At 73.1% G+C, this 25,403-nt stretch carries 19 protein-coding genes; 5 read left to right on the top strand and 14 right to left on the bottom strand.

Annotated elements, in window-relative coordinates; translation table 11 throughout:
• The 5 genes from ELR47_RS03715 to ELR47_RS03700 all read right to left on the bottom strand — a co-directional run bounded on the left by ELR47_RS03715 (position 1) and on the right by ELR47_RS03700 (position 6,057).
• On the bottom strand, positions 1 to 1,362 hold the full coding sequence (locus ELR47_RS03715; RefSeq protein ID WP_188584392.1) for an inositol-3-phosphate synthase: 1,362 nt from the start codon (positions 1,360 to 1,362) through the stop codon (positions 1 to 3).
• A 168-nt stretch (positions 1,363 to 1,530) separates the two neighbouring features.
• Complete coding sequence (locus ELR47_RS18130) at positions 1,531 to 1,698, bottom strand: hypothetical protein (RefSeq protein ID WP_165403824.1); 168 nt, start codon at positions 1,696 to 1,698, stop codon at positions 1,531 to 1,533.
• A 48-nt stretch (positions 1,699 to 1,746) separates the two neighbouring features.
• A complete protein-coding gene (glnD, locus tag ELR47_RS03710) occupies positions 1,747 to 4,428 on the bottom strand; it encodes a [protein-PII] uridylyltransferase (protein WP_165403823.1) in 2,682 nt (893 codons plus the stop codon).
• Complete coding sequence (locus ELR47_RS03705; protein ID WP_188584391.1) at positions 4,415 to 4,753, bottom strand: P-II family nitrogen regulator; 339 nt, start codon at positions 4,751 to 4,753, stop codon at positions 4,415 to 4,417. The genes glnD and ELR47_RS03705 overlap by 14 nt, the downstream gene beginning before the upstream one ends.
• A 140-nt stretch (positions 4,754 to 4,893) precedes the next feature.
• The gene (locus ELR47_RS03700; RefSeq protein ID WP_165403822.1) at positions 4,894 to 6,057 is read right to left on the bottom strand and encodes an FIST N-terminal domain-containing protein; all 1,164 of its coding nucleotides are present in this window, start codon (positions 6,055 to 6,057) and stop codon (positions 4,894 to 4,896) included.
• A gap of 530 nt (positions 6,058 to 6,587) precedes the next feature.
• On the opposite strand from ELR47_RS03700, the gene ELR47_RS03695 reads away from it, so the two are divergent.
• The 3 genes from ELR47_RS03695 to ELR47_RS03685 all read left to right on the top strand — a co-directional run bounded on the left by ELR47_RS03695 (position 6,588) and on the right by ELR47_RS03685 (position 11,554).
• Positions 6,588 to 8,555 (top strand): hypothetical protein, encoded by a 1,968-nt coding sequence (locus ELR47_RS03695; RefSeq protein WP_130648660.1) that lies wholly within the window; start codon positions 6,588 to 6,590, stop codon positions 8,553 to 8,555.
• Between the two features lie 136 nt (positions 8,556 to 8,691).
• Entirely contained in the window at positions 8,692 to 9,882 is a 1,191-nt protein-coding gene (locus ELR47_RS03690) for a hypothetical protein (RefSeq protein ID WP_130648659.1), read from the top strand.
• Positions 9,863 to 11,554, top strand: a complete 1,692-nt coding sequence (locus ELR47_RS03685; protein WP_130648658.1) for a GGDEF domain-containing protein — start codon at positions 9,863 to 9,865, stop codon at positions 11,552 to 11,554. Before ELR47_RS03690 ends, ELR47_RS03685 begins: the two co-directional genes overlap by 20 nt.
• Positions 11,555 to 11,626: 72 nt before the next feature.
• On the opposite strand, the gene sucD is transcribed toward ELR47_RS03685, so the two are convergent.
• The 3 genes from sucD to ELR47_RS03670 all read right to left on the bottom strand — a co-directional run bounded on the left by sucD (position 11,627) and on the right by ELR47_RS03670 (position 14,239).
• Complete coding sequence (gene sucD / locus ELR47_RS03680; protein ID WP_130648657.1) at positions 11,627 to 12,517, bottom strand: succinate--CoA ligase subunit alpha; 891 nt, start codon at positions 12,515 to 12,517, stop codon at positions 11,627 to 11,629.
• A 65-nt stretch (positions 12,518 to 12,582) separates the two neighbouring features.
• Positions 12,583 to 13,764, bottom strand: a complete 1,182-nt coding sequence (sucC, locus tag ELR47_RS03675; protein WP_130648656.1) for an ADP-forming succinate--CoA ligase subunit beta — start codon at positions 13,762 to 13,764, stop codon at positions 12,583 to 12,585.
• A 79-nt stretch (positions 13,765 to 13,843) separates the two neighbouring features.
• Positions 13,844 to 14,239, bottom strand: coding sequence for a cobalamin B12-binding domain-containing protein (locus tag ELR47_RS03670; protein WP_130648655.1), 396 nt, complete (start codon positions 14,237 to 14,239; stop codon positions 13,844 to 13,846).
• Between the two features lie 404 nt (positions 14,240 to 14,643).
• Here ELR47_RS03670 and ELR47_RS03665 point away from each other — a divergent pair, with 404 nt between their 5' ends.
• Positions 14,644 to 15,159, top strand: a complete 516-nt coding sequence (locus tag ELR47_RS03665) for a Rieske (2Fe-2S) protein (protein ID WP_130648654.1) — start codon at positions 14,644 to 14,646, stop codon at positions 15,157 to 15,159.
• Positions 15,160 to 15,207: 48 nt separating this feature from the next.
• Here the strand turns inward: ELR47_RS03665 and ELR47_RS03660 are convergent, their stop codons facing one another.
• The 3 genes from ELR47_RS03660 to ELR47_RS03650 form a co-directional block, all read right to left on the bottom strand.
• Positions 15,208 to 15,669, bottom strand: a complete 462-nt coding sequence (locus tag ELR47_RS03660) for an SRPBCC family protein (RefSeq protein WP_205745424.1) — start codon at positions 15,667 to 15,669, stop codon at positions 15,208 to 15,210.
• Positions 15,670 to 15,742: 73 nt separating this feature from the next.
• On the bottom strand, positions 15,743 to 17,920 hold the full coding sequence (gene pcrA, locus ELR47_RS03655; RefSeq protein ID WP_130648652.1) for a DNA helicase PcrA: 2,178 nt from the start codon (positions 17,918 to 17,920) through the stop codon (positions 15,743 to 15,745).
• A 112-nt stretch (positions 17,921 to 18,032) separates the two neighbouring features.
• Complete coding sequence (locus ELR47_RS03650) at positions 18,033 to 20,954, bottom strand: S8 family serine peptidase (RefSeq protein ID WP_130648651.1); 2,922 nt, start codon at positions 20,952 to 20,954, stop codon at positions 18,033 to 18,035.
• A gap of 126 nt (positions 20,955 to 21,080) precedes the next feature.
• Here ELR47_RS03650 and ELR47_RS03645 point away from each other — a divergent pair, with 126 nt between their 5' ends.
• Complete coding sequence (locus tag ELR47_RS03645) at positions 21,081 to 21,503, top strand: flagellar basal body-associated FliL family protein (protein WP_130648650.1); 423 nt, start codon at positions 21,081 to 21,083, stop codon at positions 21,501 to 21,503.
• An 82-nt stretch (positions 21,504 to 21,585) separates the two neighbouring features.
• Here the strand turns inward: ELR47_RS03645 and ELR47_RS03640 are convergent, their stop codons facing one another.
• From ELR47_RS03640 to ELR47_RS03630, 3 genes are all read right to left on the bottom strand, one after another.
• Complete coding sequence (locus ELR47_RS03640) at positions 21,586 to 22,362, bottom strand: zinc ribbon domain-containing protein (RefSeq protein WP_130648649.1); 777 nt, start codon at positions 22,360 to 22,362, stop codon at positions 21,586 to 21,588.
• Between the two features lie 245 nt (positions 22,363 to 22,607).
• Positions 22,608 to 23,975: an ABC transporter substrate-binding protein gene (locus ELR47_RS03635; protein WP_130648648.1), complete on the bottom strand. Its 1,368-nt coding sequence runs from the start codon at positions 23,973 to 23,975 to the stop codon at positions 22,608 to 22,610.
• 234 nt (positions 23,976 to 24,209) lie between these two features.
• Complete coding sequence (locus tag ELR47_RS03630) at positions 24,210 to 25,373, bottom strand: branched-chain amino acid ABC transporter permease (RefSeq protein WP_130648647.1); 1,164 nt, start codon at positions 25,371 to 25,373, stop codon at positions 24,210 to 24,212.
• Between the last annotated feature and the right edge of the window lie 30 nt (positions 25,374 to 25,403).

Raw genomic sequence — 25,403 nt, 5'->3', positions numbered from 1 at the left:
TCAGTCCTCGGGGAGGTAGTCGTCGGCGTAGTACTCGACCCCGAGGTGCGTGATCTGCTCCTCGCCCATCAGCCAACGCAAGGTGTTCTTGAGCTTGGTCTGCTGGATGAACAGGTCGTGCTCCGGGTACAGGCCCGGCGCGACCTGTGGCGCCTTGAAGTAGAAGCTCAGCCACTCCTGGATGCCGGACATCCCCGCGCGGGCGGCCAGGTCGAGGAACAGCGCCAGGTCGAGGCACAGCGGCGCGGCCAGGATCGAGTCGCGGCAGAGGAAGTCGACCTTCAACTGCATCGGGTAGCCGAGCCACCCGAAGAAGTCGATGTTGTCCCAGCCCTCCTTGTTGTCGCCGCGGGGCGGGTAGTAGTTGATGCGCACGACGTGGTGGAGGTCGCCGTAGAGCTCGGGGTAGGTCTCCGGCTGCAGGATCGTGTCCAGCACCCCGAGCTTCGAGGTCTCCTTGGTCTTGAACGACTCCGGGTCGTCGAGGACCTCACCGTCACGGTTGCCCAGGATGTTGGTCGAGTACCAGCCCGCCATCCCGAGCATGCGCGCCTTGAACATGGGTGCGAGGACGGTCTTGACCAGGGTCTGCCCGGTCTTGAAGTCCTTGCCGCAGATGGGCACGCCGTGGTCGGAGGCGAACTGGCGCAACACCGGCGTGTCCAGGGTCAGGTTCGGTGCGCCGTTGGCGACGGGCACCCCCTCGAGCAGGGCGGCGTAGGCGTAGAGCATCGACGGGCTGATCGCGGGGTCGTCGGCGTCGATGGCGGCCTCGAAGGCATCGAGGTCCTGGTGGACGGCCGAGGGCTCGATGTAGACCTCGGTCGAGCCACACCAGATCATCACCATGCGGTCGCAGCCGTGCTCCTCGCGGAAGTCGCGCAGATCGGCACGGATGCCCTCGAGCAGCGCCCGCTTGGACCGGTCGCTCTTGACGTTGGGACCGTCGAGCTTCTTGACGTAGGCCGGGTCGAAGGCGGCCGGCATCGGTCGGATCTCGCGCAGCGCGTCCGCGATCGGCTCGAGGTGCCGCGCGGTGTCGAGCACGCCGGCGTTGGCGGCCGAGACGTAGGCGTCGTCGGGGAACGGGTCCCACGCACCGAAGACGATGTCGTCGAGGGCGGCGAGCGGCACGAAGTCCCGGATCACCGGCGCACGCTCCTCGGTGCGCTTGCCGAGCCGGATGGTGCCCATCTGCGACAGCGACCCGACCGGCTCGGCCATGCCACGGCGGATGAGCTCCACGCCGGCGATGAACGTGGTCGCGACGGCGCCGAGGCCGACGCAGACGACGCCGAGCTTGCCCTCGGCAGCGGCGATGTCGGGGGCGGGGAGACGCGGCTCGGTCGCGGCATCGGTCACGGGTTGCTCCGCTCACGCAGGGAGGTCGGCGCCACCTCGACTCGCTGGCGCCCGGACCTGACAGGGTAGGCGGCGCGACGGCGACCACGCGCCACCCGGCGTGCCACCCGGCCGGTCGGCGGGCGGATCGCTGCCGGCCCCTCCTCCCACGTCCTCCGCCGACCCGGCTCAGGGTGGCAGCGGCCCGGGTACCGCCAGGTGGTTGCCCTGCCCGGCGTGGACCCCGAGCTCCTGCACGGCGGTGGGCACCAAGCGGACGATCTGCACCGGCTGCGCCGAGGGGTCGACGCCCGCGAGCAGCGTCGACATCGGCGGGACGGCTGCGCTTGCCTGCATGCCGGCACTCCCCCGTGGCCCGCGGGGAGCGTAGGCAATCCGAACCGGTCAGGTGGTACCAGCGACCTCCTCGATGGCGCCGGCCACGGCGAGATGCAACTCGCCGAGATGGTCCTCGTCGAGCGGGCGGCCGTCGGCATCGCGGACGGAGAACACGTCGACCACCTCGCGACCGAGGGTCTGGATGCGGGCGACGACGATGTCGAGCTCCAGCTCCGCGAGCGCGGTCGCGATGGCGTACAACACGCCGACGCGGTCCCGGGTGCGCACCTCGACCAGCGTGGCCCGACCCGCGCCGTCGAGCTGTGCGGTGATGGTCGTGGGCACGTCGTTCCCACCGCCCGACCGTCGGGTGACGGCACGTGCCTGGCGCAGGACCCGGGCCCGGATGGCGAGCTTGCCGGCCGCCGCCTCGGCGAGGTCGCCCTCGACGGCGACCCACCAGGCGCCCGTCGCCCCCTCCGGCGGGCGGACCTTGAAGGTGTCGACGGCCAGGCCGTCCTCCCGGGAGAACGCGTCGGCGGCGAGGATCGACCCGGCGTGGAGGGCGACCACGCCCGCCACCTTGGCGAACCACCCGGGATGATCGAGGGCGACCACGTCGAGTTCGTCGACGCGTCCGTCGTCGACCGCGAGGTCCTCCCCGGGGGTCACGCGGGTGCGGACCTCCGTGGCGCCGGGCGCGTGCGCGGCCATCAGGGTGTGGCGCACCACCGCCCGCGGCGAGACGGAGCGGGCGTAGCGCGTGGGCAGCAGCGCCAGGTGCTCACGCACCAAGGCCGCGTCGGCACCGAGCTCCGGTGCCAGGCGCTGGGCCTCCCGCACGGTCGCGACGGCGGCCTCGCGCTCCCGGTCGGACGCGGTCGCGGCGTCGTCCTGGTCGTCGAGCACGGCGCTGACTTTCGTGATGAGGGTGTGCAGCAGACTGGCCGTCCACGGGCTCCAGGCGGTCGGACCCGTCGCCAGCCCGTCGGCTGCGGCGAGCAGATGCAAGCACGCCAGCGTCGAGCGGTCCCCCACGGCGTCGGCCAGTTCACCCAGCAGCTCGGGGTCGGTCACGTCGCGTCGGCGGGCCGCGTCGGGCAGCAGCAGATGCAGGCGCACGAGTCGTGCCACGAGGTCGATGGTGCCAGGCGCAGCGCCCATGCGTGTGGCGATCGCACGAGCGAGCGGCACACCGGTCTGTGCGTGCGGTTCACCAACCGCCTTGCCCACGTCGTGGAGGAGTACCCCGAGCAGCAGGCCCTCGCGGTCCTCGACCAGGCGCAGGGTCTCCGCGGCCCACGACTCGCGGCGCACGAGGTCGCCCAGCGCGGCCACCGCGTGCCAGGCGTGCCGGTCGAGGCTGTAGCGGTGGTACGGGTTGCGTTGCGGCCGCCCGCGCAGCGGCTCCCACTCCGGCAGCATCGCGGTGAGCACGCCGACGTCGTCGAGCTCGGCCAGCGCCGACAGCATGACGCCACCGCGCCACAACACCCGCACGAACCGGTCACGTTCCGGGTCGGACCAGTGCCAGCCGGGCCGGCCGTCCTCGACGTGGCGTCGTAGCCGTGCCGCGCTGCTGCGGTCGAGCACCGCGCCGGTGTCCGCGAGGGCGGTGAACAGGCGACCCGGGAGCCCGGACGCGTCCAGGTCCTGCGCCGCGGGGAGTCGCAGGACGCCGTCGACGAGCTCGAAGTCGTCGTGCTCCCGTTCGGTCGGACGCCGCCGGCGGCGGGCCCCCCGCGCGAGATCGGCGTCGATCAACGACCAGGCCCGACGGTGCACGTGGTCGACGGTGCGGGCGGCGAGGAACAGCTCACGCAGCAGCTCGTGCGCGGCGAGCGAGTGCTCGTCGCGGTCCTCGTAGCCGAGCTGGCGTGCGACGGCGTCCTGCAGGTCCAGCCGCAGGACCTCGTGCTTGCCCCGTAGCGCGGCGCCCGCGGTGCGTGCCGCCTCGAGGTGCAGCGCCACCCTGGCGGTCAGGAGGCGCTCACGGGCATGCACGAGCCGCGGACGGTCGGCCGCTCCGAGGTAGCCCGCCGGCACCAGGGCATCCAGTCCGCGGACGCCGACCAGGGCCGCCGCGGCCCAGGCCAACGACTGCACGTCCCGCAGGCCCCCGGCACCGTTCTTCAGGTCGGGCTCGAGCGCCTCCGCGGCGTCACCGGCCTTCCGCCGCCGTTCGTCGTCGGCGCGACGCAGGGCCGTGAGGAACCGATGGGGTCGTTGCCGGAGTCGCCGGAGCACCTCGACGTGCACGGACTGCACGAGGCCGCGGTCCCCGGCGACCGTACGCAGGTCGAGCATCGCGGTCGCCGTGTCGAGGTCGTCGACGGCACCGATCGCCTCCCGTCGGTCGCGCACGGCGTAGCCGACGGCCATCCCCGCGTCCCACAGCGGGTAGACCACCTGCCGGACCACGTGCTCGAGCGCCGGTTGCTCGAGACGGTCGTGCAGGATCAGCAGGTCGAGGTCCGAGCCGGGGCACAGCTCACGCCGGCCGTAGCCCCCGACCGCGACCACCGCGAGCCGGTGGTCGGCGACCGCGGGGGCGGACAGGCGCCCCAGCGCGTCGTCGACCTCGGCGCTCCACGCCTCGCACCACGCGCGCCCGGCCGGAGGCCCGGCGTCGACCAGTTCCTGTCGGCGTCGGCGCAACCCCGCCGCCACGGCCGTCGCCGCCGGCGGCCCGGGTGCCGTCGTGCCGGCGGCATGGTCCGACGTCACGGCCGGCTCAGATGGCGTCACCGTCCCGCTCACCGGTCCGGATCCGCACGATCCGCTCGACCGGGGTCACGTACACCTTGCCGTCGCCGACCTGGCCCGTCTGTGCGTGCTTGGCGACGGCCTCCACCACGTCGTCGACCTGCACGTCGGACGCCAGGATCTCGAGTTTCACCTTCGGGACGAACTCCACGGTGTACTCGGCGCCGCGATAGACCTCCGTGTGGCCGCGCTGGCGGCCGTACCCGCGCACCTCGCTGACGGTCAGTCCCTGGACACCGAGATCCTGGAGGGCCTCCTTGACCTCGTCGAGCTTGTGCGGCTTCACGATCGCCGTGACCAGCTTCACGTCGTCCTCCTTCACCGGCGCCGGGCGCCGCGTCACCGCGGGAACGGCCGACGCTCGTCCCCACCACCGCGGACGGGCCGCGGTCGCGGCAGCATCGTGCAGCGCGGTGTCCCGACCGTGTCCCCGTCGTTTCGGCGGCGTTACGCCCCGCTCGGTCCCCTCGGGTCCGGCTGCGGGAACGTCAGGACCGACGCGGCGTAGCCGTGCAGCGAGGACCTTCCCCGGCCGGCCGGACCGAACTGCCCGGCGCAGACGGCCCCGGCGACCGGGCCGCCGAGCGCCAGCTCCACGGCGCGCACGTCGTGGTCGGCGACGCCGAACAGCGACCGGCCCCGTCCGGTGCAGGTGAACAGCAGACTGCCCAGCGCCGGACCGCCGTGGGCGAGGGTCGATGCGAGGTCCTCCTCGGCCGTCGACGGGTCACGAACCTGGAACTGGACGGTCTGGCCGACGCGTGGCAGGTCGCCCACGGTGATGCCGCCCGACTCCGGGTCGATCGCCAGCACCCCTCGGACGAGGAAGTCCCCCACGGCATAGGTGTCACGGACCTCTTCGGCGACCAGGCCGATCTGCAGGCCGCCACGTTCGAGCAGCCGACGCTCGTCGTCGTCGAGTTCGTGCAACACCTGCTCCAGGCGGCGGGCGGCCGGCTCACCGCCGAGCGCGAGGATGCGGTTGCGTTCCACCGTCGTGACCGTGAGCGGCGCGCCGATCGGGCGGCAGCCCTGGGACACCAGCGCCCGCGCGCCGACACCGCGCAGGACCACCCCGACGGCACCGTCCTCGTGCACGGTGCCGTCCAGGACCAGGCGGCTGCGACCGGCGCCGCCGGTCACGAGGCCCCCGACGACGACGGCGCCGTCTCCGTCCGCCGTCGTCCGCAGCACCACCTCGGCGGCCGGGTAGGACAACGGGTCCGCCAGCAACAGGACCACGTCCCCGGGTCGGGTGTCGGGCCAACCGGCGACGGCCATGCCGCCCGTCGGCGTCCGCAACGACCAGGACCGGAAGGGCTGCGGTGTGCCGCTCGGCAGTCGGGCGCCCCAGACCACGACCCCGGGACCGGACTCGACCTCCGCACCCGGGCCGACGACGCCCGCCGCGACCGCGCCGACCAGCACTCCCGGTTCGAGCCGGGTCTCGACGGCCAACGCCGCGGCCTCGAGGCTCGCGAACTGCTCCGGGCGGACGAAGACGACCGCCAGGTCACAGGCGTCACCCAGGTCGGCACCGACCGCGTCGGCGGCCTCTGCGGCGGCGAGGGCGCCCTCGGGGGTCCTCGACAGCGACGCCGCGGTCCGCAACGGGCATCCTTCGAGCCGGGGGCGCTTCTCAGCGGCGAGCCTATGGCGCACGTCAGCGGTCACGTGGCCGTCGCCGCCGGCCAACGACGGCAGGAGCACCGCCCCACCGCGCCGAGACGTGCGAAAGACGCACGGACGGGCACACCGACACGCGTTTCCGCGTTGACTCAGGTGTGGCGGTCCGCCCCTGACCGCCATCGCGCGCCAACTACCCCGACGCCCCATCGGGAGGCGCGCCGGTGAGCACACACCCTTCCCCCAAGGGTCGCTCACCCGCCGGTCGACGCCGTGCCCCGCGCGTCCCGGCTTGGACGGACCCCCGGCTCCCCCGCCGGGGGTCCGTTTCTTTCTCGCCACACGGCTGCTCGGACGTCGTCGCGCGCACGCGACCTGCGGATGCGGACGCCTGCCGTGGACCTGGTGAGCGATCGCCGCACGGATGCTTCAGGATCGTGAGCTTCCAGCCGACGGGCGACGTGCCAGCCTCTGCCGACCCGGTGGTGGCGACGTCCACCGAGGAGGAGGCGCGCGTGGTCCGCTCCACCACCGCGGCCCACCGGTGTCCGGCCCGGCGCCGCCGCTGCGCCGCCGGCGTGCTGACCGGCCTCCTGCTCGGCCTGGCCCCGACCCCGGTGTGGGCAATCGAGCCGCCCGGCCTGCCACCGGCTGCGGACGTCGACGAGCCGGCAGCCACCACCGTCGACGCTTCCGAGCCGGAATCCGCCCCCACGCCCACCGAACCGGACTCCGCCCCCACACCCACCGAACCGGACTCCGCCCCCACGCCCACCGAACCGGACTCCGCCCCCACGCCCACCGAACCCGGTCCCGATCCGCTCGAGGACGAGGCGCCCGCCGACGCGGTGGAGGAGGCCGTGGCCGACGCACCCGCCGACGAGGTCGCGCCTCCGGTGGCCCCACCGGCCGACGGCACGATCGCGACGCCGGCCCCCGCCTCGCCAGGCACGGGGCCCGCGCTCGACGAGAAGGTCCGCGAGACGGTCGCGACCCTCGATGCCGAGACCCTGAAGGCCGCCGCCAAGCTCGACGCGTCCACCCTGCAGACGACCGCCAGCCTCGACCTGCGGACCGTGAAGGTGGCCGCGGCCGCCGACGAACAGACCTACCGACGGCTCGCCGGCCTCGACGCCCCGACGCTGCAGGCGGTCACGGCGCTCGACCGGCGCACGCTCCACGCCACGGCGACCCTCGACGGTCCGACGCTGCGTCTGACCGCGACACTGGACGAACCGACCCGGCAGGCCGTCACGGCACTCGACGCCTGGACGCTCAAGGCGCTCACCACGCTCGACGCGTCCGAACTGGACGCCGTGCTCACGCGTGACGACGAACGCGTCCGCACCGGGACCTCGCTCGACGAACGCTCGCGTCGCCGGCTCGACCGGCTCGACGAGACGACCTTCCGAGCGGTCACGGGGCTGCAGGAGCGGGCCCTGCGTGAGGGCCAGGTCCTGGAGAGCCGCGCCCTGCGGACCGCCGTGCGGCTCGACGGTGACGCCCTGCGCATCGCCACGTCCCTCGACGAGCCGACGCTGCGCGCCGTCACCGCACTGCACGAGCTGGCGTCGAGCGCCCGCACCCCGCTCGACGGGGGAACCCTGTGGGCGGTCGCCGCGCTCGACGAAGGCGTCGTCCGTCTGGCCGCCACCTTCCACGAGGCGACCATCCGCCTCGCCGCCACCCTCGACCCCGAGGTCCTGCAGGCCGCCGCGGCCTGGCTGCTCGAGCTCGACCGGGGTGCCGTCGGCGACGACGCCCCGTACGAGCCCACGATCGGTCCCGGGACCGTGGTCGTCGACGGAAACGTCGCTGCAGGATTCGACGGAAACGTCGCTGCAGGATTCGACGGAAACGTCGCCACAGGACCCGACGGAAACGTCGCTGCAGGATTCGACGGAAACGTCGCCACAGGACCCGACGGAAACGTCGCCACAGGACCCGACGGAAACGTCGCCACAGGACCCGACGGAAACGTCACCGCAGGACCCGACGGAAACGTCGCCACAGGACCCGACGGAAACGTCACCGCAGGACCCGACGGAAACGTCACCGCAGGACCCGACGGAAACGTCACCGCAGGACCCGACGGAAACGTCACCGCAGGACCCGACGGAAACGGTGCTGGGCCGCAGATGATCGGCGGTGACGCCGGCACGGACGCGGCCGCCGCCTCGACGACCGCGTCCGGGAACGCGACGGCCACGACGACCGGGGCCGCGGCCCTGGTCCTGCTGGACCGGCTGACCGGGCCCGTCCTCCGCGGCCTGGAATCGGGTGGTCGCGCACTGCGCGACACCGGACGCGTGGTCGCCGACACCCTGCCGATCCCCACCCGTTCGTTCGGTGTGCCGACCGCGCTGCTCGCCACGCTCGCCGGGTATCTGGCCCTGCAACGCCGATTCCGTTCCGGCGCGCTCCCCATGTCGACCGGGCAACGCCCCGGTGAGTTCGGGACCTCCACCCGCCATCCGCTCTGAGCGTCCGAGCGGGATCCGCCGAGCGGCCCGGAACGGGCGCACAACGGACGGCGACTACAGGTCTGCGCGAACCTGCCGATGGCAGACGAGCAGTCGTCCCCCGCGGCCCGCGGGGGACCCTGGTCCTGGAGCCCCTGTGACGCCACGTCCCGTGCAGGTCACCACACGCCTGGCCGCAGCCGTGACCGTCGCGGCCGTGCTGTCGCTGTGCCTGCCCGGCGCGGCCCTCGCCGCCCCCGGTGCAGGTGTCGCCGCCGGACGAGCCGCTGATGCCACCTCCGGTGCGACCGGGCGGACGTCCGCGGCGATCACCCGCGCGGAGCGCGCCGCCGAGGCCGCCAACACGCGCGCGGCCGAGGCGCGGCAGCGCGCCGAGGTCCAGGCCGAGCAGGCACGCTCGCGCGCGGCCGAGGCGGCGGCGAAGGCGACCGACCGGGCCGCCGGCAAGGGTGCGAAGACCGCCGCCGGAGCGCCTGGCCGCGCCGCGACGACCCCGGCTCCCACGGCTCCGAGCCGCCCGGTCACCCCTGCGGCTCCCGCGACGCCGGGCCGCGCTGCGGCCACGCCCGCCGCCGGCGCCCCGGGCCGGTCCGTCGCCGCCGACCGCGCGGCGGACCGCAGCCGTACGTCTCCCGGAGCCACCCGGCGGCCGGCCGCCCGGGCACCGTCGACCGACGAGGGAGTCCGCGCTGCCAATGGGGTCGCCACCGACCGCGCGGCCGGCGAGGGGCCCGGTGAGCGCGCACCGGTGTCGCCGATCCAGGGTGCGACGACGACCCCGCCGACCGCCGCGGAGCGGCCCGCACCCGTCGCCGAGGTGCGGTCACCGGCGCGCCCGCGCCCGACGTCCGTGGCGCCGATCGAACTGCCGGACGCCGACCGTGACCTCGATCCGGCAGCTGCCGGTGACGGACCCGAGGCCGCCACCACCGCGGACGCCGACACGTCGGCGGCCCCCACCGTCGCGGACGACGAGATCGCCCACGACGAGATCGCCCACGACGAGGTCGCCGATGCGGGCGGTCGGGCCGGGGATCGCCGCGACGCTTCGGCCGACACCCGTGCCGGTGGCGACGGAGTTCCGGCGGACGGCATCGCCGATGACCAGGACAGCTTCGACGCCGGCATGGCGGCCGTCCGGGAGACCGGTCGTGTGCTGATCGGCCTCCTTCCGCCGCCCGTCCGCTCGTTCGGGCTTCCCGGCGTTCTCGCCGCGGCCTTCGCCGCCTACGCCCTCGTGCAACGCCGGATGGGACGTGGTCTGCTACCCATGTCCGCCGCGATGCTGCCCGGGCAGGAGAGCAGCCGTGACCATCACCGCCTCTGACGATCACGCTCGTCGGGCGCGTCTGCATGCCATCACGGTCGGGCGGCTCGTCGTCGCCGCCGGACTGGCGCTGTACCTCGCCACGCTCGGGCACGACCTGGTCGACCCGGCCGGCCGGGAACTGCTGGCCATCGCCGCGATCGCGCACCTGTCCCTCAACGCCCTCGTGCTGGTCACCGTGCGGCCCGGTTCGCTGCGTCTGGCCACCGAGATCACCACGGTCGTCGACGCCGCGGCCATCGCGATCGTGGTGGCCGTCACCGGAGGGGTCGCCAGCCCGTTGGCCTGGTTGTTCCTGCTCGAGGCCGTCGCCGTCACGCTCGTGTTCGGCTGGGGCGGCGGGGTGCGTGCCGCGGTGGTGCTCGCTCTCGGGGTGCTCTGGGTCAACGCCGTCCCGCCTCCCGCCCTGCCGCAGGCCGTCGACGCCACACAACCGCTCGACCCGAGCCTCGCCCTGGCCCTCGACCCGACGTTGCGCACGGCCTGGCTGCTGATCGGCCTGTTGGGGGTCACCGGGCTGGTCGGTGTGCTCAGCGACCTCGCCGAACGCGACCTGCGACGCTGGCTCGACGACCTCAACATGCTGCGTGAGGTGACCCGCGAGCTCGACCCACGCCGCGGGATGGACCGCGTCTGCGAGGCACTGGCGGCCACGATGGTCGAGCAGCTCGACTACCGAGGTGCCGTGGTCTGGGTCATGCGGGACCTGCGTCTGCACGCCGTCGCCACGGCCGGCGCCGCCGGCCTCGGGGACCTCGAATTGGCCGTGCCGCTGTCCCCGGCCACCCAACCGGTGCTGTACTGCGCAGAGACCGGTGCGCCGGCCCTGCTGCGTCGCAGCGACGCCCGGCCGGAGACGCTCCAGCGCGCGCACGGCGCCGAGGCCCCGCTGGTGCTGCTGCCCCTGTTCGCCGACTCACGGCTGCTCGCGCTGATCAGCGCCGAGGTGCCGCGACCGGTCCTGCGCCGCCCCAGCCTGCGTGGTGCCGACATCCGCCGGTTGCAGATGGTGGCCGAGGAGGCCGCGCTGCTGCTGGACAACGCCCGCCTGCAGTCCGATCTGCGCGAGTTGGCCACCACCGACGGCCTGACCGGGCTGCCGAACCATCGGTACCTGCAGCAGCGGCTCGGCGAGGAGGTGGCCCGGGTCACCCGCAACGCCGAGGAAGGCGAGCTCGGTCCCCTGTCGGTGGCGCTGTTCGATCTCGACCACTTCAAGGCCATCAACGACAGCTACGGCCATCCAACCGGCGACGCGGTACTCGTCGCGGTCTCGCGGGCCGCCGACGACCTGCTGCGATCGAGCGACGTCGTGTGCCGCTACGGCGGCGAGGAGTTCGCACTCGTGCTCGTCGACACCGGTGCGGACGAAGCCGTCCGGGCCTGCCAACGGCTGGCCGAACGGATCCGTTCGTTGCGCCTGCAGGCCGAGGACGGTCGGGAGCTCGGCACGATCACGGCCTCCTTCGGCGTGGCCACGACCCTGGGCGGGGCGCTGGACCGCCCGCAGCTGATCGCGGGCGCCGACCGGGCCCTGTACGCCGCGAAGCGTGCCGGCCGCGACCGGGTCGTCCACCTCGATCGGCTCGACGAGCGTGGACAGGACGAGGCACTCGTCGTACCCGTGCCCGAGGTCGAGACCGACCTGCGCTCACGCGGCGGACGGCGTTAGCGCAGCCGACGACGGACGGCGGACGCCCCGGCCGTGGCCGGGGCGTCGCGGAGCACTGGGTCGCGCGTCGGCTCAGCTGTCGAGACGCTCGATCATCAGCTGCGCGGCTTCGGAAGGGTTCATCGCCACCGAGATGCCGTAGCCCTCGAGGATCTCTTTCTTCTCGGCCGCCGACTCACCGCCGGGGCCGCCTTCCTTGACGATGGCGCCGGCGTGCCCCATCTGCTTGCCCTCGGGCGCCTCGAAGCCGGCGATGTAGCCAACCACCGGGGTGTCCGGGATGTTGTCCCGGATCCACTCGCCGGCCTTCTGCTCCTCGGAGCCGCCGATCTCGCCGACGAACGCGATCGCCTCGGTGTCGGGGTCCTGAGCGAACGCCTGGATCACGTCGAGGAACTGCGTGCCGATGACCGGGTCACCGCCGATGCCGACGCAGGTGGAGATCCCGATGCCGGCCTGCGCCAGCTCGTGCATGATCTGATAGGTCAGCGTTCCCGAACGCGACACGAGGCCGACCTTGCCGGGCATGGTGATGTCGGCGGGGATGATGCCGACGTTGGACTTGCCGGGACTGATCAGGCCCGGGCAGTTGGGGCCGATGAGCCGGACGCCGCCGCGGCGCACGACCGTGTCGTACACCTCGGTCATGTCGTGCACCGGCACGCCCTCGGTGACGGCGACGATCGTCTGCACGCCCGCCTCGTAGGCCTCGAGGATGGCGTCCTTGGTGAACGGCGCCGGGACCATGACCATGGAGGTGTTCGCCCCGGCCTCGGTCACCGCCTCCTTCACGGTGGCGAAGACCGGGACGTCGAGCTCCTCCCAGGTCGTGCCGCTCTTCTTCGGGTGCGTACCGGCCACGATGCTGGTGCCGTAGGCCTGGTTGCGCTTGGCGTGAAACGTGCCCTGGGACCCGATGCCCTGGACGACGACCTTGGTGTTCTCGTCGATGAAGATGCTCACGAGTGGATCCTTCCGCCGCGATCGGGCGTTTGCGTTGCCCCGTCGCCGGGGTGCTGTCGCTCAGCTCAGCCCTCGTTCGCCAGCCGGACCGCCGCAGCCGCGGCGTCCTGCATGGTGGGCTCGGACACGACGCTGGGCAGGTCGGCCTCCTCGAGGATGCGCCGGCCCTCCTCGGCGTTGGTGCCGTCGAGGCGCACGACCAGCTTCTGCGGGAACTCCCCGAGCCGTTGGGTCGCCTCGACGATGCCGTTGGCGACCTCCTCGCCCCGGGTGATGCCACCGAAGATGTTGACGAACACACTCTTGACGTTCGGGTCCGACAACACCAGTCCGAGCGACTCGGCCATGGCGTCGGCCGAGGCGCCGCCACCGACGTCGAGGAAGTTCGCCGCCCGGCCGCCGTTCTGCGCGACGACGTCGAGGGTCGCCATGACCAGACCGGCGCCGTTGCCGAGCACACCGACGTCGCCGTCGAGCTTGACGTACTGGATGCCCTTGGACTTCGCCTCGGCCTCGAGCGGGTCGTCGTTGTCGATGCCCTCGATCTGCCACTCGGCGTAGCCGTCGTGGCGGAAGGCGGCGTTGCCGTCGAGGGTGACCTTGGCGTCGAGCGCGATGACCCGGCCGTCGTCGGTCTTGATCAGCGGGTTGATCTCGGTGAGCGTGGCGTCCTCGGCCAGGTAGGCGGCGAAGAGCGCGACCAGCAGGTCGGCCGCCTCCTCGCGCACGTCCTCGGGGAAGTTCGCCTCGGTCACGACCTCGAGGGCGACCTCGCGGGGCAGACCGTCCTGACGCTCGGCCGGGGTGACCTGCCGCTTGACCACCGCCTGGGGGTTGGTCCGGTTGACCTCCTCGATCTCCACCCCGCCCTCACGCGAGCAGATGATCAGCTCGCCCTTGTTGACGCGGTCGTGCATCACCGACAGGTAGTACTCCTCGGCGATGTCGGAGGCCGGCTCGACGTAGACCACGTTGACCGTGTGACCCTTGATGTCGAGGCCGAGAATGTTGGCGGCGTGCTCGCGTGCGTCGTCGACCGACGGGGCGTACTTGACGCCGCCGGCCTTGCCGCGACCACCGGTCTTCACCTGGGCCTTGACCATGACGGCGGTCGCCCCGTCGTCCTCGATGTACTGGCGGGCAGCAGCCTCGACCTCGTCGACGCTGCGGCACGCGGTGCCCTCGGCCGGGACCGGAACGCCGTTGCGCCGGAACAGCTGCTTGCCCTGGAACTCCACGAGGTCCACGTCGGGGCCTCCTCAGATCGGGTGTCGATGGTGGTGCGGGAAGGCACGTCACCGCACCTCCCGGCACGGTGGCGGCCGGTCAGACGGGCTCGCGGACGTTGTCCTTCACCCAGTCGGTGATGGTCTTCATGGGCGTGCCCGGGGTGAAGATGGCGGCGATGCCCTGTTCCTGCAGCCGCGGGATGTCCTCGGCCGGGATGACGCCCCCGCCGAAGACGACCACGTCGTCCGCGTTCGCCTCGCGCAGCAGCGCGACGACCTTCGGGAACAGCGTCAGGTGCGCACCCGAGTGGATCGACAGGCCGACGGCCTGCGCGTCCTCCTGCAGGGTCGCGTTGACGATCTGCTCGGGGGTCTGGTGCAGGCCGGTGTAGATGACCTCCATCCCCGCGTCACGCAGGGCCCGCGCGACGACCTTGGCACCCCGGTCGTGGCCATCGAGCCCTGGCTTGGCCACGACGACCCGGATCGCCATCGTCGTCTCTTTCTGCTCGATCGGTTCGGGCGGACACGGACGCGTCCCACGGCTTCGAGGCGGTCCTCAACGTCCGGCGCGAACCCGTCGCGCGTGTCGGCACGTCGCGCCGAGGATAGTCACCGCCCCGCCACCCCGACCAAGCCGCCCCGGACCATCGACGGTCAGCCCGGCGTTTTCCGCCGGTTCGGACCATCGCGGTCCATCCGGTGGGCCCGGACGCACGTGCGCCCTGATCCGCACACACCCCGCCCCGGACGCACGCACACGCCCGCCCCGGACGCACGTGCGCCCTGATCCGCACACACCCCGCCCCGGACGCACGTGCGGCCGCCCCACACGCCGGGAACCGCGCACCCCGTGGGGTCGTGGCGGTCCGGCTGGCGGTACCGTCCCCGGTGACGATGACCGACTCGCAGCGGACCGGCGCACGGCCGGAGTTCGGCCCCTCCGGCTACCTGCCCGAGCGGGCGTCGAAGCGTGCCCGCAAGATCGTGCTGCGGGCCCCGTTGGGAGTGCAGTGGATCGTGGCGTCGGTGCTCGCCGGGCTGCTCGTCCTCGTCGCCGGGGTGCTGTTCCTGCAGCGCAGCGGCGACCCGCCGTCGGCCCCGTGGGTGGCCGTCGGGGAGCTCGACGCGTTGGCGGCCAGCGCCCCGCTCGACGACCTCGACGCCGTCCTGGTCGCGGCTGGCGGCCGGGTGCGGGCGTTCGCCGACGTCCCGGGGGTGACCTACTGCCCGTCCTCGAACCGGCTCGAGGACGGCGAGCAGGTGTGGAACCTCACCGGCCGCGGTCTGGGCGGTGCGCCGTCCCTCGACGAGCACCCCACCGTCGTGCACGACGGCGTGGTCTACCTCGACCCGACGCGCACGGTGCCGGGCCCGTCCCCCGTCGCCGACCCGGCCACCCCGGGGTGCTGAGCCGGCCCGATCGCGCCGGCGCCGTCCGGTGGCGCCGGCGCGTGGCGGTCAGCTCTGCTCGCGCAGGTGGCGCTCGAGGCGTGCCAGCGTCCGCTCGATGCCGACGAGGTTGCGTCGCGGCACCGACGACAGGTCGAGCCAACGCTTGGTGAGCGCCTGCGACCAGTCGAACGTCTCGGTCACCTGCGTCGCCGGACGGCCGTCCTCGGTGGTGGCGTCCTCGAGCTCGTAGCGCCAGCGGTGCCCGTGGAAGTGCCGCCAGGCGATGCGTCGCCCCTCCTCGAATTCGACCACCGTGTTGAGGATCCGGTAGGGCACGCCGACCTGCATCGACATCCCGAACCGGACCCCGGGGCCCAGACGGTCGGGCCCGCCGGGCTGGACGTCGCGGACGGTCCCGGAGCCGTCGAGCACGGGATGCATCGCCGGATCGGCGAGCAGGTCGAAGACGCGCTGCCGGTCGGCCTCGACCAGCCGGCTCGCCCACACGCTGCGTGTCCGCTTCGTCACCGTGGTTCGCTCCTGGCCGGAATCGCGGTGCGTCAACCGTAGTGGCGGCCGGGGAGCGCGCCGGCCGCGGCGGTCACGTCCGCACCAGCGGGGCATAGGCGAGCACCAGGTGCTTGCGCCCGGCCTTGTCGAAGTCGACCGTCGCCTCCGCGCGCTCGCCCTCACCGGTCAGTGACGCGATCGTTCCGGGCCCGAACTTGGTGTGCAGCACCCGGTCCCCCGGGCGGAACTCCTCGCCCGCGATCTCGAGCAGCTCCTTGTCCCGGCGACGGGACGCCGCCGAGGTGACGCGTGTCGCTCCGCGCCGTTCGACCAGCGCGTCGGGCAGTTCGTCGAGGAACCGCGACGGCGGGTTGTACGAGGTACCGCCCCACAGCGTGCGGTGGTCGGCGTGGGTGACGTAGAGCCGCTGCTCCGCGCGGGTCAGCCCGACGTAGCACAGCCGCCGTTCCTCCTCGAGCTCGGCCGTGTCGTCGAGGGAGCGAACGTGCGGGAACACCCCGTCCTCCATGCCGACGAGGAACACCACCGGGAACTCGAGCCCCTTGGCGGTGTGCAAGGTCATGAGGGTGACCGTGCCGTCCTCGGCGTCGTCGAGCTGGTCCTGGTCGCTGACCAGCGTGACGGACTCGAGGAACGTCTCCAGCCCCGGCATCCCGACCACGCCACCGCCACGCTCGTGGACCTCGGTGGCGACCGACTTCAGCTCGCGCAGGTTCTCCTCGCGACCGAGCGCCTCGACCGTGCGCTCGGCCTGGAGCTCGCGCAGGTAGCCGGTCCGGTCCCAGATCTCCTCGATCAGCTCCGGGACGGCGAGATCGTGCTCCAGCGCCGTGCGCAGCCCGTCGAGCAGTTCGACGAACGACGTGACCGCGCCGATCGCTCGGGTCGCCAGCCCCTGGACGTGCTCGGCCTGACGGCACGCGTCGAGGAAGCTGACGCCCTCGCGGCGGGCGTGCCAGTCCAGGGCCTCGATGGTCCGGTCGCCCACGCCGCGACGCGGCGTGTTGACGATCCGCCTCGCCGAGACGTCGTCGTCGGGGTTGACCAGCAGCCGGGCGTAGGCGAGGACGTCCTTGATCTCCTTGCGCTCGTAGAAGCGCACCCCGCCGATCACCCGGTACGGGACGCCGACGCGGATGAAGACGTCCTCGAGCACGCGTGACTGCGCGTTGGTCCGGTAGAAGACCGCCGCGTCGTCGAAGGTGAAGCCCTCGGTCCGCAGCTTCTCGAGCTCCTCGGCGACGAACGCGGCCTCGTCGTGCTCATCGTCGGCGTGGTAGCGCACGACCTGCTCGCCCAGGCCCTGGTCGGTCCACAGGTCCTTCGGGTAGCGCGAGGCGTTGTTGCGAATGACCGCGTTCGCGGCGTCGAGGATGGTCTGGGTCGACCGGTAGTTCTGCACCAGCGGGATGACCGTGGCGTCTGGGTAGTCCTGCTCGAAGTCCAGCAGGTTCTGCACGGTGGCGCCCCGGAAGGCGTAGATCGACTGGTCGTGGTCACCGACGACCATGAGGTTGCGGTTCCTGGCGGCCAGCAGGTTGACCAGGTGGTACTGGGCCCGGTTGGTGTCCTGGTACTCGTCGACCATCAGGTAGCGGAAGCGCTGTTGCCAGTGTTCGAGGACCGGGTCGAACAGCTGGAAGATCTCCACCGTCTTGACGATGAGGTCGTCGAAGTCGAGCGCGTTGGCCCGCAGGAGCCGCTCCTGATACGCCTGGTAGACGTCGGCGATCTGGATCTCCGGCCATGCGCCGGCGCGCGAGGCGTAGGTCTCGTGGTCGACCAGCTCGTCCTTGGCGTTGCTGATCGCGTGCTGGATCGCCCGCGGCGACAGCCGCTTGTCGTCGAGCCCGAGGTCCTTGGCGATCTGCGTGATCAGTCGCTGGGAGTCCTGGGCGTCGTAGATCGTGAACCCGCTGCGGTAGCCCAGCCGCGTCAGCTCGCGCCGCAGGATCCGCACGCACGCCTTGTGGAACGTGGTGACCCACATCCGGTCCGAGAGTCGGTCCCCGACCAGCCCGCCGACGCGGGCCGCCATCTCCCCCGCGGCCTTGTTCGTGAACGTGATCGCGAGCAGCTCGAAGGGACTCACGTGGCGGTCGCGGATCAGGTGCGCGATGCGGTGCGTCAGCACGCGTGTCTTGCCCGACCCGGCGCCGGCGACGACCAGCACGGGGCCGTCGACGGTCTCGACGGCGTCGCGCTGGGCGGGGTTGAGCCCTTCGAGCAGGCGGGGATCGGCGGACACGGGCGCGGCCTCGGTCGGTCGTGGACGACGCCCCGCGACGCGTGCGTCGCGGGGTCGCCGACCGAGGGTAGTGCAGGGGTCCGACACCCCTTCCGGGCCGCCTCGAGGAGACCTAGAACCGGCCCTTGCGGGTGTCGATCCAGGTCCCGCGGCACGGGGAGGTCGTGCAGCGCTGGTCGTCGCCCCATGCGCTGGCGGTGAGTCGGCTCAACGGGTGGTCGTCGGTGAAGCGGTCGACCGTCAGGCCGTTCGGCAGCGTCGTGGGCTGCCCGCTGGTCCAGCCGGCCTCGTCCGTCGGAGCCGGTCCGGTGCCGGGTGCGGGCGCCGGCGCGGGGGCGGAGTCGCCACCGCCACCGCCATCGCTGCCGCCACCACCGCTGCTGCCGCCGTCGTTGCCGTCGGTCGCGTCCGAACCGCCGCCCTCGGAGCCGTTCCCGCCCGAACCGGTCCCGGTGCCGCCCGAGCCCGACCCCGGGGCCGAGGGGCCGGTCGTCGACGAACCGTCCACGTAGGTGAAGGCGTGTTCGTAGGCCTCCAACAGCCGGCCGCCGGGCGCCCGGACGCTGACGTGGACCGAGCCGGGGCGTGGGTAGGCCGGTGCCCGCACCGCGGCGACGGTGCGCAGCGGGGCGAGCACGACGGCCTCGCGCTCATTGAAGAACACGCGGGCGCCGGCCCACTCGGGCGCGTTCCAGTCCCCCTTGACGTCGACCGTCCGACCGCTCATCGGCCCCTCCGGCGGGAACACCGGGACGAACTCCTTCTCGGTCGGTGACGGCGTGCCGGACGCGGGCGCGTCCGCCGTCGGGGTCCCGGTCGCGGGCGCACCCACCGGGACGCACGTGCCGCCCTGTGGCGTGGTCCCCGTCGGGCAGGCGGCGAGCTGCGGGGCACACGTGCCGTCGGTCGGGGCGCGGCCATCGGCACAGTTCTGCAGCGACGGGACGCACACCCCGTTGCCGTCGAGCGTCGCGTTGGTCGGACAGCCGTCGCCCACCGGCGCGCCGTCGGCCGGGTCCCCGTCACCCGGATCCCCGTCACCGGGGGCTGGGTCGAGCGGCAGCCCCTCGGTGTCACAGGCCGCGGGACGGGGTTCGGTGTCGCAGTCGGGTGCGGCGTCGAGGTCGCAGTCGGCGGCCGACACGTCGCACGCCGGGTCACCGGCGTGCGACCCGTCGTCGGGCCGCGTGGGGTCGAGGGGATCGAGCGGTCCGCCGGACGTGTCCGGGTCGTGCTCGAGCGGTGGTTCACCGACGTGGAACGCGAGGTAGCCGGCCCGGCGGGTCGGAGCGGTCTCCTCGACGAGCAGCACGTAGCGGCCCGTGGGCAGCAGCGAGCCGACCGTGAAGTCGCGTCCCGTCGTCTCGAGGTCGGAGGTGTCCGGCAACCGGGGCAGGCCGAGCCGGCCCGCGCCACTGCTGGGACCGCCGACGGACGCGATGTGACCGGTGGCGGTCACCTCGACGTCACGACCGACCACGGCGTGCACGGCACCGTCGTGCCAGACACCGAGCGTGAACGCCAGCTCGCTGGTCCGGGGGGCCAGCACGTTCAGGCGCGCGACGAATTCCCGGTCCGGGTCGATCGCCTCGAAGCCCTCGCCCGTGACGACCAGCCCGCCGTCGAGTCGCGGCGGCAGTCCGAGCGCACCGGCGGCGGACACGCGCCCGGAGCTGCGCACGTGGTCGCGCAGACCGAACAGCCGGGTCGCGCCCGCCACCACGGCCTGGCGCGCGGCCGCACCGGCGGCATCGCTTCCGAGGTCCTGCCGGGCCGACAGGGTCTGCGCGACCACGCCGGAGGTGACCGCGGCCGCCATCGAGGTCCCGGACAGGGTCGCGTACCCGCCGCCGACACTCGGCCCGACGATCGACGATCCGGGGGCGGCGACGTCGACGGTGGCCCGCCCGACGTTGCTGTAGGTCGCGATGGTGTCGCTCGGCGTCGTCGCGGCGACCGTCAGCAGGTTGTCCTGCGGGAACGACGCCGGGTAGACCGGCGCGACGTCGAGGTCGGACTGCTGGTTGCCGGCTGCGGCGACGACCACGACGCCGGCGTCCCGGGCGTAGCGGATCGCGTCCTCGAGGACCGGCACGTCGTCGGGCCGTGCCTGCCCGGGCAGGGTGCCCCACGACGCGTTGACGACGTCGGCGCCGTGGTCCACGGCGTAGCGGATGGCCGCCGCCGCGCGGGAGACGAGGAACCCGTCGTCGCCGTAGGTGATCGTCAGGGGCATGATGCGGGCGTCGACGGCGACGCCACCCGGACGCGACGTGCCGCCCACCACGGGCGCCGCCGCGATGGCTCCGGCGATCAACGTGCCGTGGGCCGCCCCCTGCGCCGGGCGGTCGAGGGCCAGTGGCGCGTCGGCCACGAAGTCCCAGCCGTAGCAGGTGTCGAGTTCGACGCAGGTCTCGTCGTCCTGGTCCTGCCAGATCCGGCCCGCGAGCGCCGGATGCGTGACATCGACGCCGTTGTCGACCACGGCGACCACGACGTCGGCACCGGTGGCGGCCAGCGACGGCTGCTGTGTGCGTTCCCAGTCGATGTCGGCACCCGGCTCGGCGCCTGGCTGACCCGCGACCCGCTGACCACGGTTGTGCAGGTGCCACTGCTCGGGCCGGGCGGTGGCGGCGAGTTGGGCGTGGGCGTCGTCCTGGGCGGCGAGCACGCCGTCGAAGGTCGCCGCGGTGGCGCCGTCGACCCCGTCGAGCGCGTACCAGTCCCCGAACAGCCGCCGGACCTCTCCCACACCCGGATGTGCGGCCAGCGCATCGGCGGTCGTGGCCGGGTCGTCGCCAGGGCCGTCGACCGGGTCGACGCGCACGACGGCGGCGGATCCGACCTGCTCGAGCGGGACGCCGTCGAGCGTGACGATCGGGCCCGCGCCGAGCACACCCCGCTCCTCGTTCGGCGGGCCGACGTTGGCGGCCACGACGGAGGCGACCAGGAGCAGCGCGACCACGGGCGCGGCGATGGCCGCGTGCCGCGAGGACGCGAACCGGTGCAGAGAACCTGCTGTCGTACGGACCATGGCGCTTGAGGACCTCCGTGTCCCTGCCGACGGGTCGGGGCGGATGGGTCGAGGGACCTGGCCCCTCCGCCTGCCGGGCCGAACTGCGGCCCGGACGCCGAGCGTCGACCGAACCGGAGCCCTGCCGTGACCACCCAGACCGTCCCGTCGAACCGCCGCCTGCGCGGAGTCGTCGCCGTGTCGATCGTGGTGTCGCTCCTCTGCATCGGCTGGTGGGGCGTCCGACTCCAGTGGTTCGCCGCAGAACCCGACGTCTCCGAGCACGTCGTGACCTTCGAGCCGCAGACCGTGACCCTGCGCGACGGCGCCCACGCCCGGATCGGACTCGCCGTCGTGGTGGTCGGTACGGACGGCATCGGCCCGGTCGAGGCCGGGGACGAGCTCGTGCGGGCCGCACTCGTCGACCGGGGGCTCGCCCTCGACGCCGCGACGCTGCGCAGCGGTGACGGTCAGCTCCAGTTGCGCAGCGACCTGCTCGACGCCGTCCGGGGCATCGCGCCCGACACCCGGCTCGACCGGGTGCTGTTGACCGAGGTGCTCGTGCAGTGACCCCACCGCACGGCTGCGCGCGACACGACGGCGCGCCGCCCCCGAGGACGACGCGCGGTCGGTGGCGCCAGCGGCGCCGGACTCACTTCACGAAGCGGACGGTCAACGGATAGCGGTAGCCCTCCCCGTTGGCCGCCTTGACGGCCGCAACGACGGGCAGGACCAGCCAGACCACGCCCAGCACGGCACCGGCGAGGCCGATCGGCAACAGCGCGATGCCCAGGGTGACCACGCCGAACACGATGCCCGACACGAACAGCACCACCGCGTACAGCGCGAACGAGAGGTTGAAGTTCAGCGACTCCTTGCCGTGATGGTCGACGAACGGGTGGTCGCGCTTGATCAGCCACGTCAGCAGCGGTCCCACGATCGGTAGACCGATGAAGGCCAGGTACGCCGACGCGTGGGCGCCGATGCCCCAGGCCCGGATGTCACTGGGCAGGCCGGACGGGTGGAGCGTCGGTTGCCCCCACGCAGCCCCGCCGCCGTAGCCGCCGCCGTAGCCGCCGCCATAGCCGCCGCCATAGCCGCCATAACCGCCGGAGCCACCTTCGGAGCCGCTGGAGCCGCCATGGCCACCCTCGTAGCCGCCGCCCGACGTGCCCGGGTCCGCACCACCGGGGGGCATCCCCCGACCGAGGTCACCCGACGACGGTTCCCAGGCCGCCGACCCGCCCGGCTGCTCCCAGGCCGTCGGATCGCCCGGTCGCCCGCCGGACGCCCGGTCGCCGGGCTGCCGCCACGCCTCGTGCCCGCTGGGCTGTCCGGAGGCGCCCGGCGTGCCGGGCACGTTCGTCCCGCACACGGGGCAGGTCGTCGCGGTCGTCTCGAGGCTCGCGCCGCAGTGCTGGCAGGTCACCGTCGTTCCTTCGTTCGGCGGCCGCTCGGGAGGTGGTGGCCGTGGATCCGCTGCCTCCAGCGTCGTCGTCCGCCGTCGCGACGACCATCGGGGAGCACCCTTGCCCGGCCCTGAGACCGCCCCGGATCCTCAGGGGCCACCGCGACGGCAGGCCCCGGCAGCGGGCCGGATCGTCGGCATCGAGACGCTGACACACGGCTGGGGCGGTCCGTCGGACCGCCCCAGCCACGCTCGTCCCGTCGGGCCTAGGTGCCCGAGCAGGGGGAGCTGTAGTCGTACTCGTCCGCCGTCGGACCCGTCACGCCGGTCGCGATCGTGCGCAGGCGCAGCGGCTCGTCGGCGTCGGGCTGGCCGAAGACGGCCGTGCGCACGGCCGACTCGTTGGCGTCACCGGTCAGCGTGCGCTCGGGCAGCGCACCCTCGTAGTCGATGGTCAACCCGTCGATGGCGTTGCGCACCCCTTCGCGGGTCAGGTCGCCGTTGGCCGCCGCCTGCTCGAGCAGCGACTTCATGGGGTAGGACCAGACCCAACCGAAGGTCCAGCCGTCGTTGGTCGGCAGGTTGCCCTCGCCCAGGTGCTCCTGCATGGCCTGGTGCGCCTCGGAGTCCCCGGTGAAGGGCTCCCACGGACCGACGTGCGTGAAGACCGCCTCGAGCGCGGGCGCGGCCGGGGAGTCCATCAGTGCCGGGTTCCAGGTCGGCACGGAGCCGATGAAGCGCCCTTCGAAGCCGTTGGCCATCGCCCCACCGACGAGCTCGGCGGTCTCCGCCGGACCGACCGCGACGATGACGCGGTCCGCGCCACTGCCCACGACCTGGCCGATGGCGGCGTCCTGCGAGCCGACCACCGCGTTGGGGGCGGTCTCGACGAAGCCGAGGTACTCGACGTCGTTGGCCTCGGCCCAGGCCTCGGCACCGGCCGCCGCGTCACCGCCGTAGTCGCCGGGGTACCCGACCGCCATCACGCTCGTGATCTCGCCCTCGTTCTCGTCGGACCAGTCGAGCGCGATCTGGGACTCGATGCAGTACGAGTACCCGGAGTTGAGGATCAGGCCGTAGTCGGCGGACTCGTGGTCCCAGCCCGACCACCAGGACGCCGGGACGCCGACCACGTTGTCCTCGTCCATGTCGGGCAGGATCGCCTCGGTCGGCGGCGTGCCCAGCGTCTGCGCGAGCGCGAGCACGTCGGGCTCGATCTCGCGGTAGAGCTGGGACTGGGTCTGGGGGTTGTACTCGTTGTCGCGGGTGTACTCGGTGACGTTGACGTCGTAGCCGCCGATGCCGCCCTGCTCGTTGACGCGCTGCCAGAACGCCTCCTGGCCCTCGACGATCTGCACGCCCAGCGCCGCGAACGGGCCGACGGTCAGGTCCGAGAGCGTGCCGAGGTAGATGCAGCCGTTGTCCGGGTTGACCTCCTCCGGACAGGGCTCGTCGGTGACGCCGATGTCGGTCTGGATCTCCCCACCGGCGGCGTCGTCGCCCTCACCGGCCGCCGGCGCGTCGTCCTCGCCGGCCGGAGCGGCGCCCTCGTCCCCTCCGCCACATGCCGTCGCCACCAGCGCGACCACACCCAGTGCGGCCACCGTGCGCCGCAGTCGCCTTGTCTCCCGCATCCCTTCGTCCTCTCTGTCGTCTGAAGGGTCTCCCGACGTCCGACCCGAGCGGGGCGGACGAGAACTGCCGTCGTGCCGACCCGGTTCCCGGCCGGGCCGTGCGACGCCTGCCTCCCCTTCCGTCCACCGGTACGGCGGCGGGAGGAGTACTACATGGGTCGTAGATCATCGAGCGTAGACGTCGGCGCGCCCGACCGGGCCGGGTTCTCCGCGTCGCCGGCGCGAGATCGCGTCTCAGTACGAGAAGGGCCAGGCCTTCCAGTAGTTGCGGACCCGCAGCCACAGGCCGTACAGCCCCCGCGGCTCGAGGACGATGAAGGCCACGATCAGCGCGCCGAACAGCAGCCCCTCGAACTGGAACACGGTCAGCAGCCCGTCTCCGGTCGATCCGCGGCTGATGCCCGGGACGTAGTGGGCGTAGGTCTGCACCAGGCGTGGCAGGAGCACCACGAACGCCGCTCCGGCCAGCGAGCCGCTGATGGTCGCCACGCCGCCGATCAGGATCATCGCGAGGAAGTCGACCGAGAGCAGCAGGTCGAAGCTGGCGGGTTCGATCACGCCGTAGGTGATCGCGAGCAGACCGCCGCAGACACCGGCGTAGAACGAGGAGATGGTGAACGCGAGCACCTTGGTCCGCGTCAGCGGCACGCCCATGACCTCGGCCGCGATGTCGCGGTCACGGACGGCGGCGAAGGCGCGCCCGGCCTTCGAGCGGGCCAGGTTGCGGGCCAGCACCGCCGCGACCAACAGCAGCACGAAGCACAGCAGGTAGAACAGGTCGGCGCCCTCGAAGGTGACGCCGAAGAACTCCTGTCGCCGGCTGAGGTCCAGCCCCCCGACGATCGGGGCGGCGGCGCGACGTCCCACGCCGGGCCCACCGGTGAAGGTGCGGGCCTCCTTGAAGACGTGGTCGCCGATGAACACCAGGCCGAGGGTCAGGATCGCGAGGTAGAGCCCGCGCACCCGGGCCGCGATCGGCGCGACCAGGAAGCCGACGACGGCCGGCACGAGCCCGGCCAGCGGCAGCCAGACCCACAGCTCGAGGCCCAGGCCCCGCAACGATCCGGTCGGTTCGTTGCCGACGAACGCCGCGGTGTAGGCCCCGAGTCCGACGAAGAACGCGTGCCCGAGCGACACCTGGCCGGCGTAGCCGGTGACGAGGTTGAGCCCGATCGCCCCGATGCCGAAGATGAACACGGTGGTGAGCAGGCTGGTCAGGTCCCGGCCGAGGAAGAACGGAGCCGCGAGCAGGCCGACGACCAGCAACGCCGTCCAGGCCCGCTTGGCCGGCGTGTTGAGCATCGCCTGGTCGGTCGCGTAGTCGGTGTAGAGCTCGGGTCGCCCCCGCAGGGTCACGGCCCGCCGGTTGCCGATCGGTGACGTGCGACGCTCGGTCATGCCCGCTCCTGTCCGACCGCGACGGCGGCC

It is taken from the genome of Egicoccus halophilus (assembly GCF_004300825.1).
Taxonomy (GTDB): Bacteria; Actinomycetota; Nitriliruptoria; order Nitriliruptorales; family Nitriliruptoraceae; genus Egicoccus; species Egicoccus halophilus.
Note: the sequence above shows the minus strand (reverse complement) of the source record. Positions and strands in the feature narration are given on the sequence as shown.

What these genes read in the sequence shown, in the direction of transcription:
- ELR47_RS03670 (WP_130648655.1), bottom strand. Translation starts at nt 14,239, where the DNA reads ATGGCGATCCGGGTCGTCGTGGCCAAGCCAGGGCTCGATGGCCACGAC.
- ELR47_RS03635 (WP_130648648.1), bottom strand. Translation starts at nt 23,975, where the DNA reads ATGCGGGAGACAAGGCGACTGCGGCGCACGGTGGCCGCACTGGGTGTG.
- ELR47_RS18130 (WP_165403824.1), bottom strand. Translation starts at nt 1,698, where the DNA reads ATGCAGGCAAGCGCAGCCGTCCCGCCGATGTCGACGCTGCTCGCGGGC.
- ELR47_RS03650 (WP_130648651.1), bottom strand. Translation starts at nt 20,954, where the DNA reads ATGGTCCGTACGACAGCAGGTTCTCTGCACCGGTTCGCGTCCTCGCGG.
- ELR47_RS03665 (WP_130648654.1), top strand. Translation starts at nt 14,644, where the DNA reads ATGACCGACTCGCAGCGGACCGGCGCACGGCCGGAGTTCGGCCCCTCC.
- ELR47_RS03630 (WP_130648647.1), bottom strand. Translation starts at nt 25,373, where the DNA reads ATGACCGAGCGTCGCACGTCACCGATCGGCAACCGGCGGGCCGTGACC.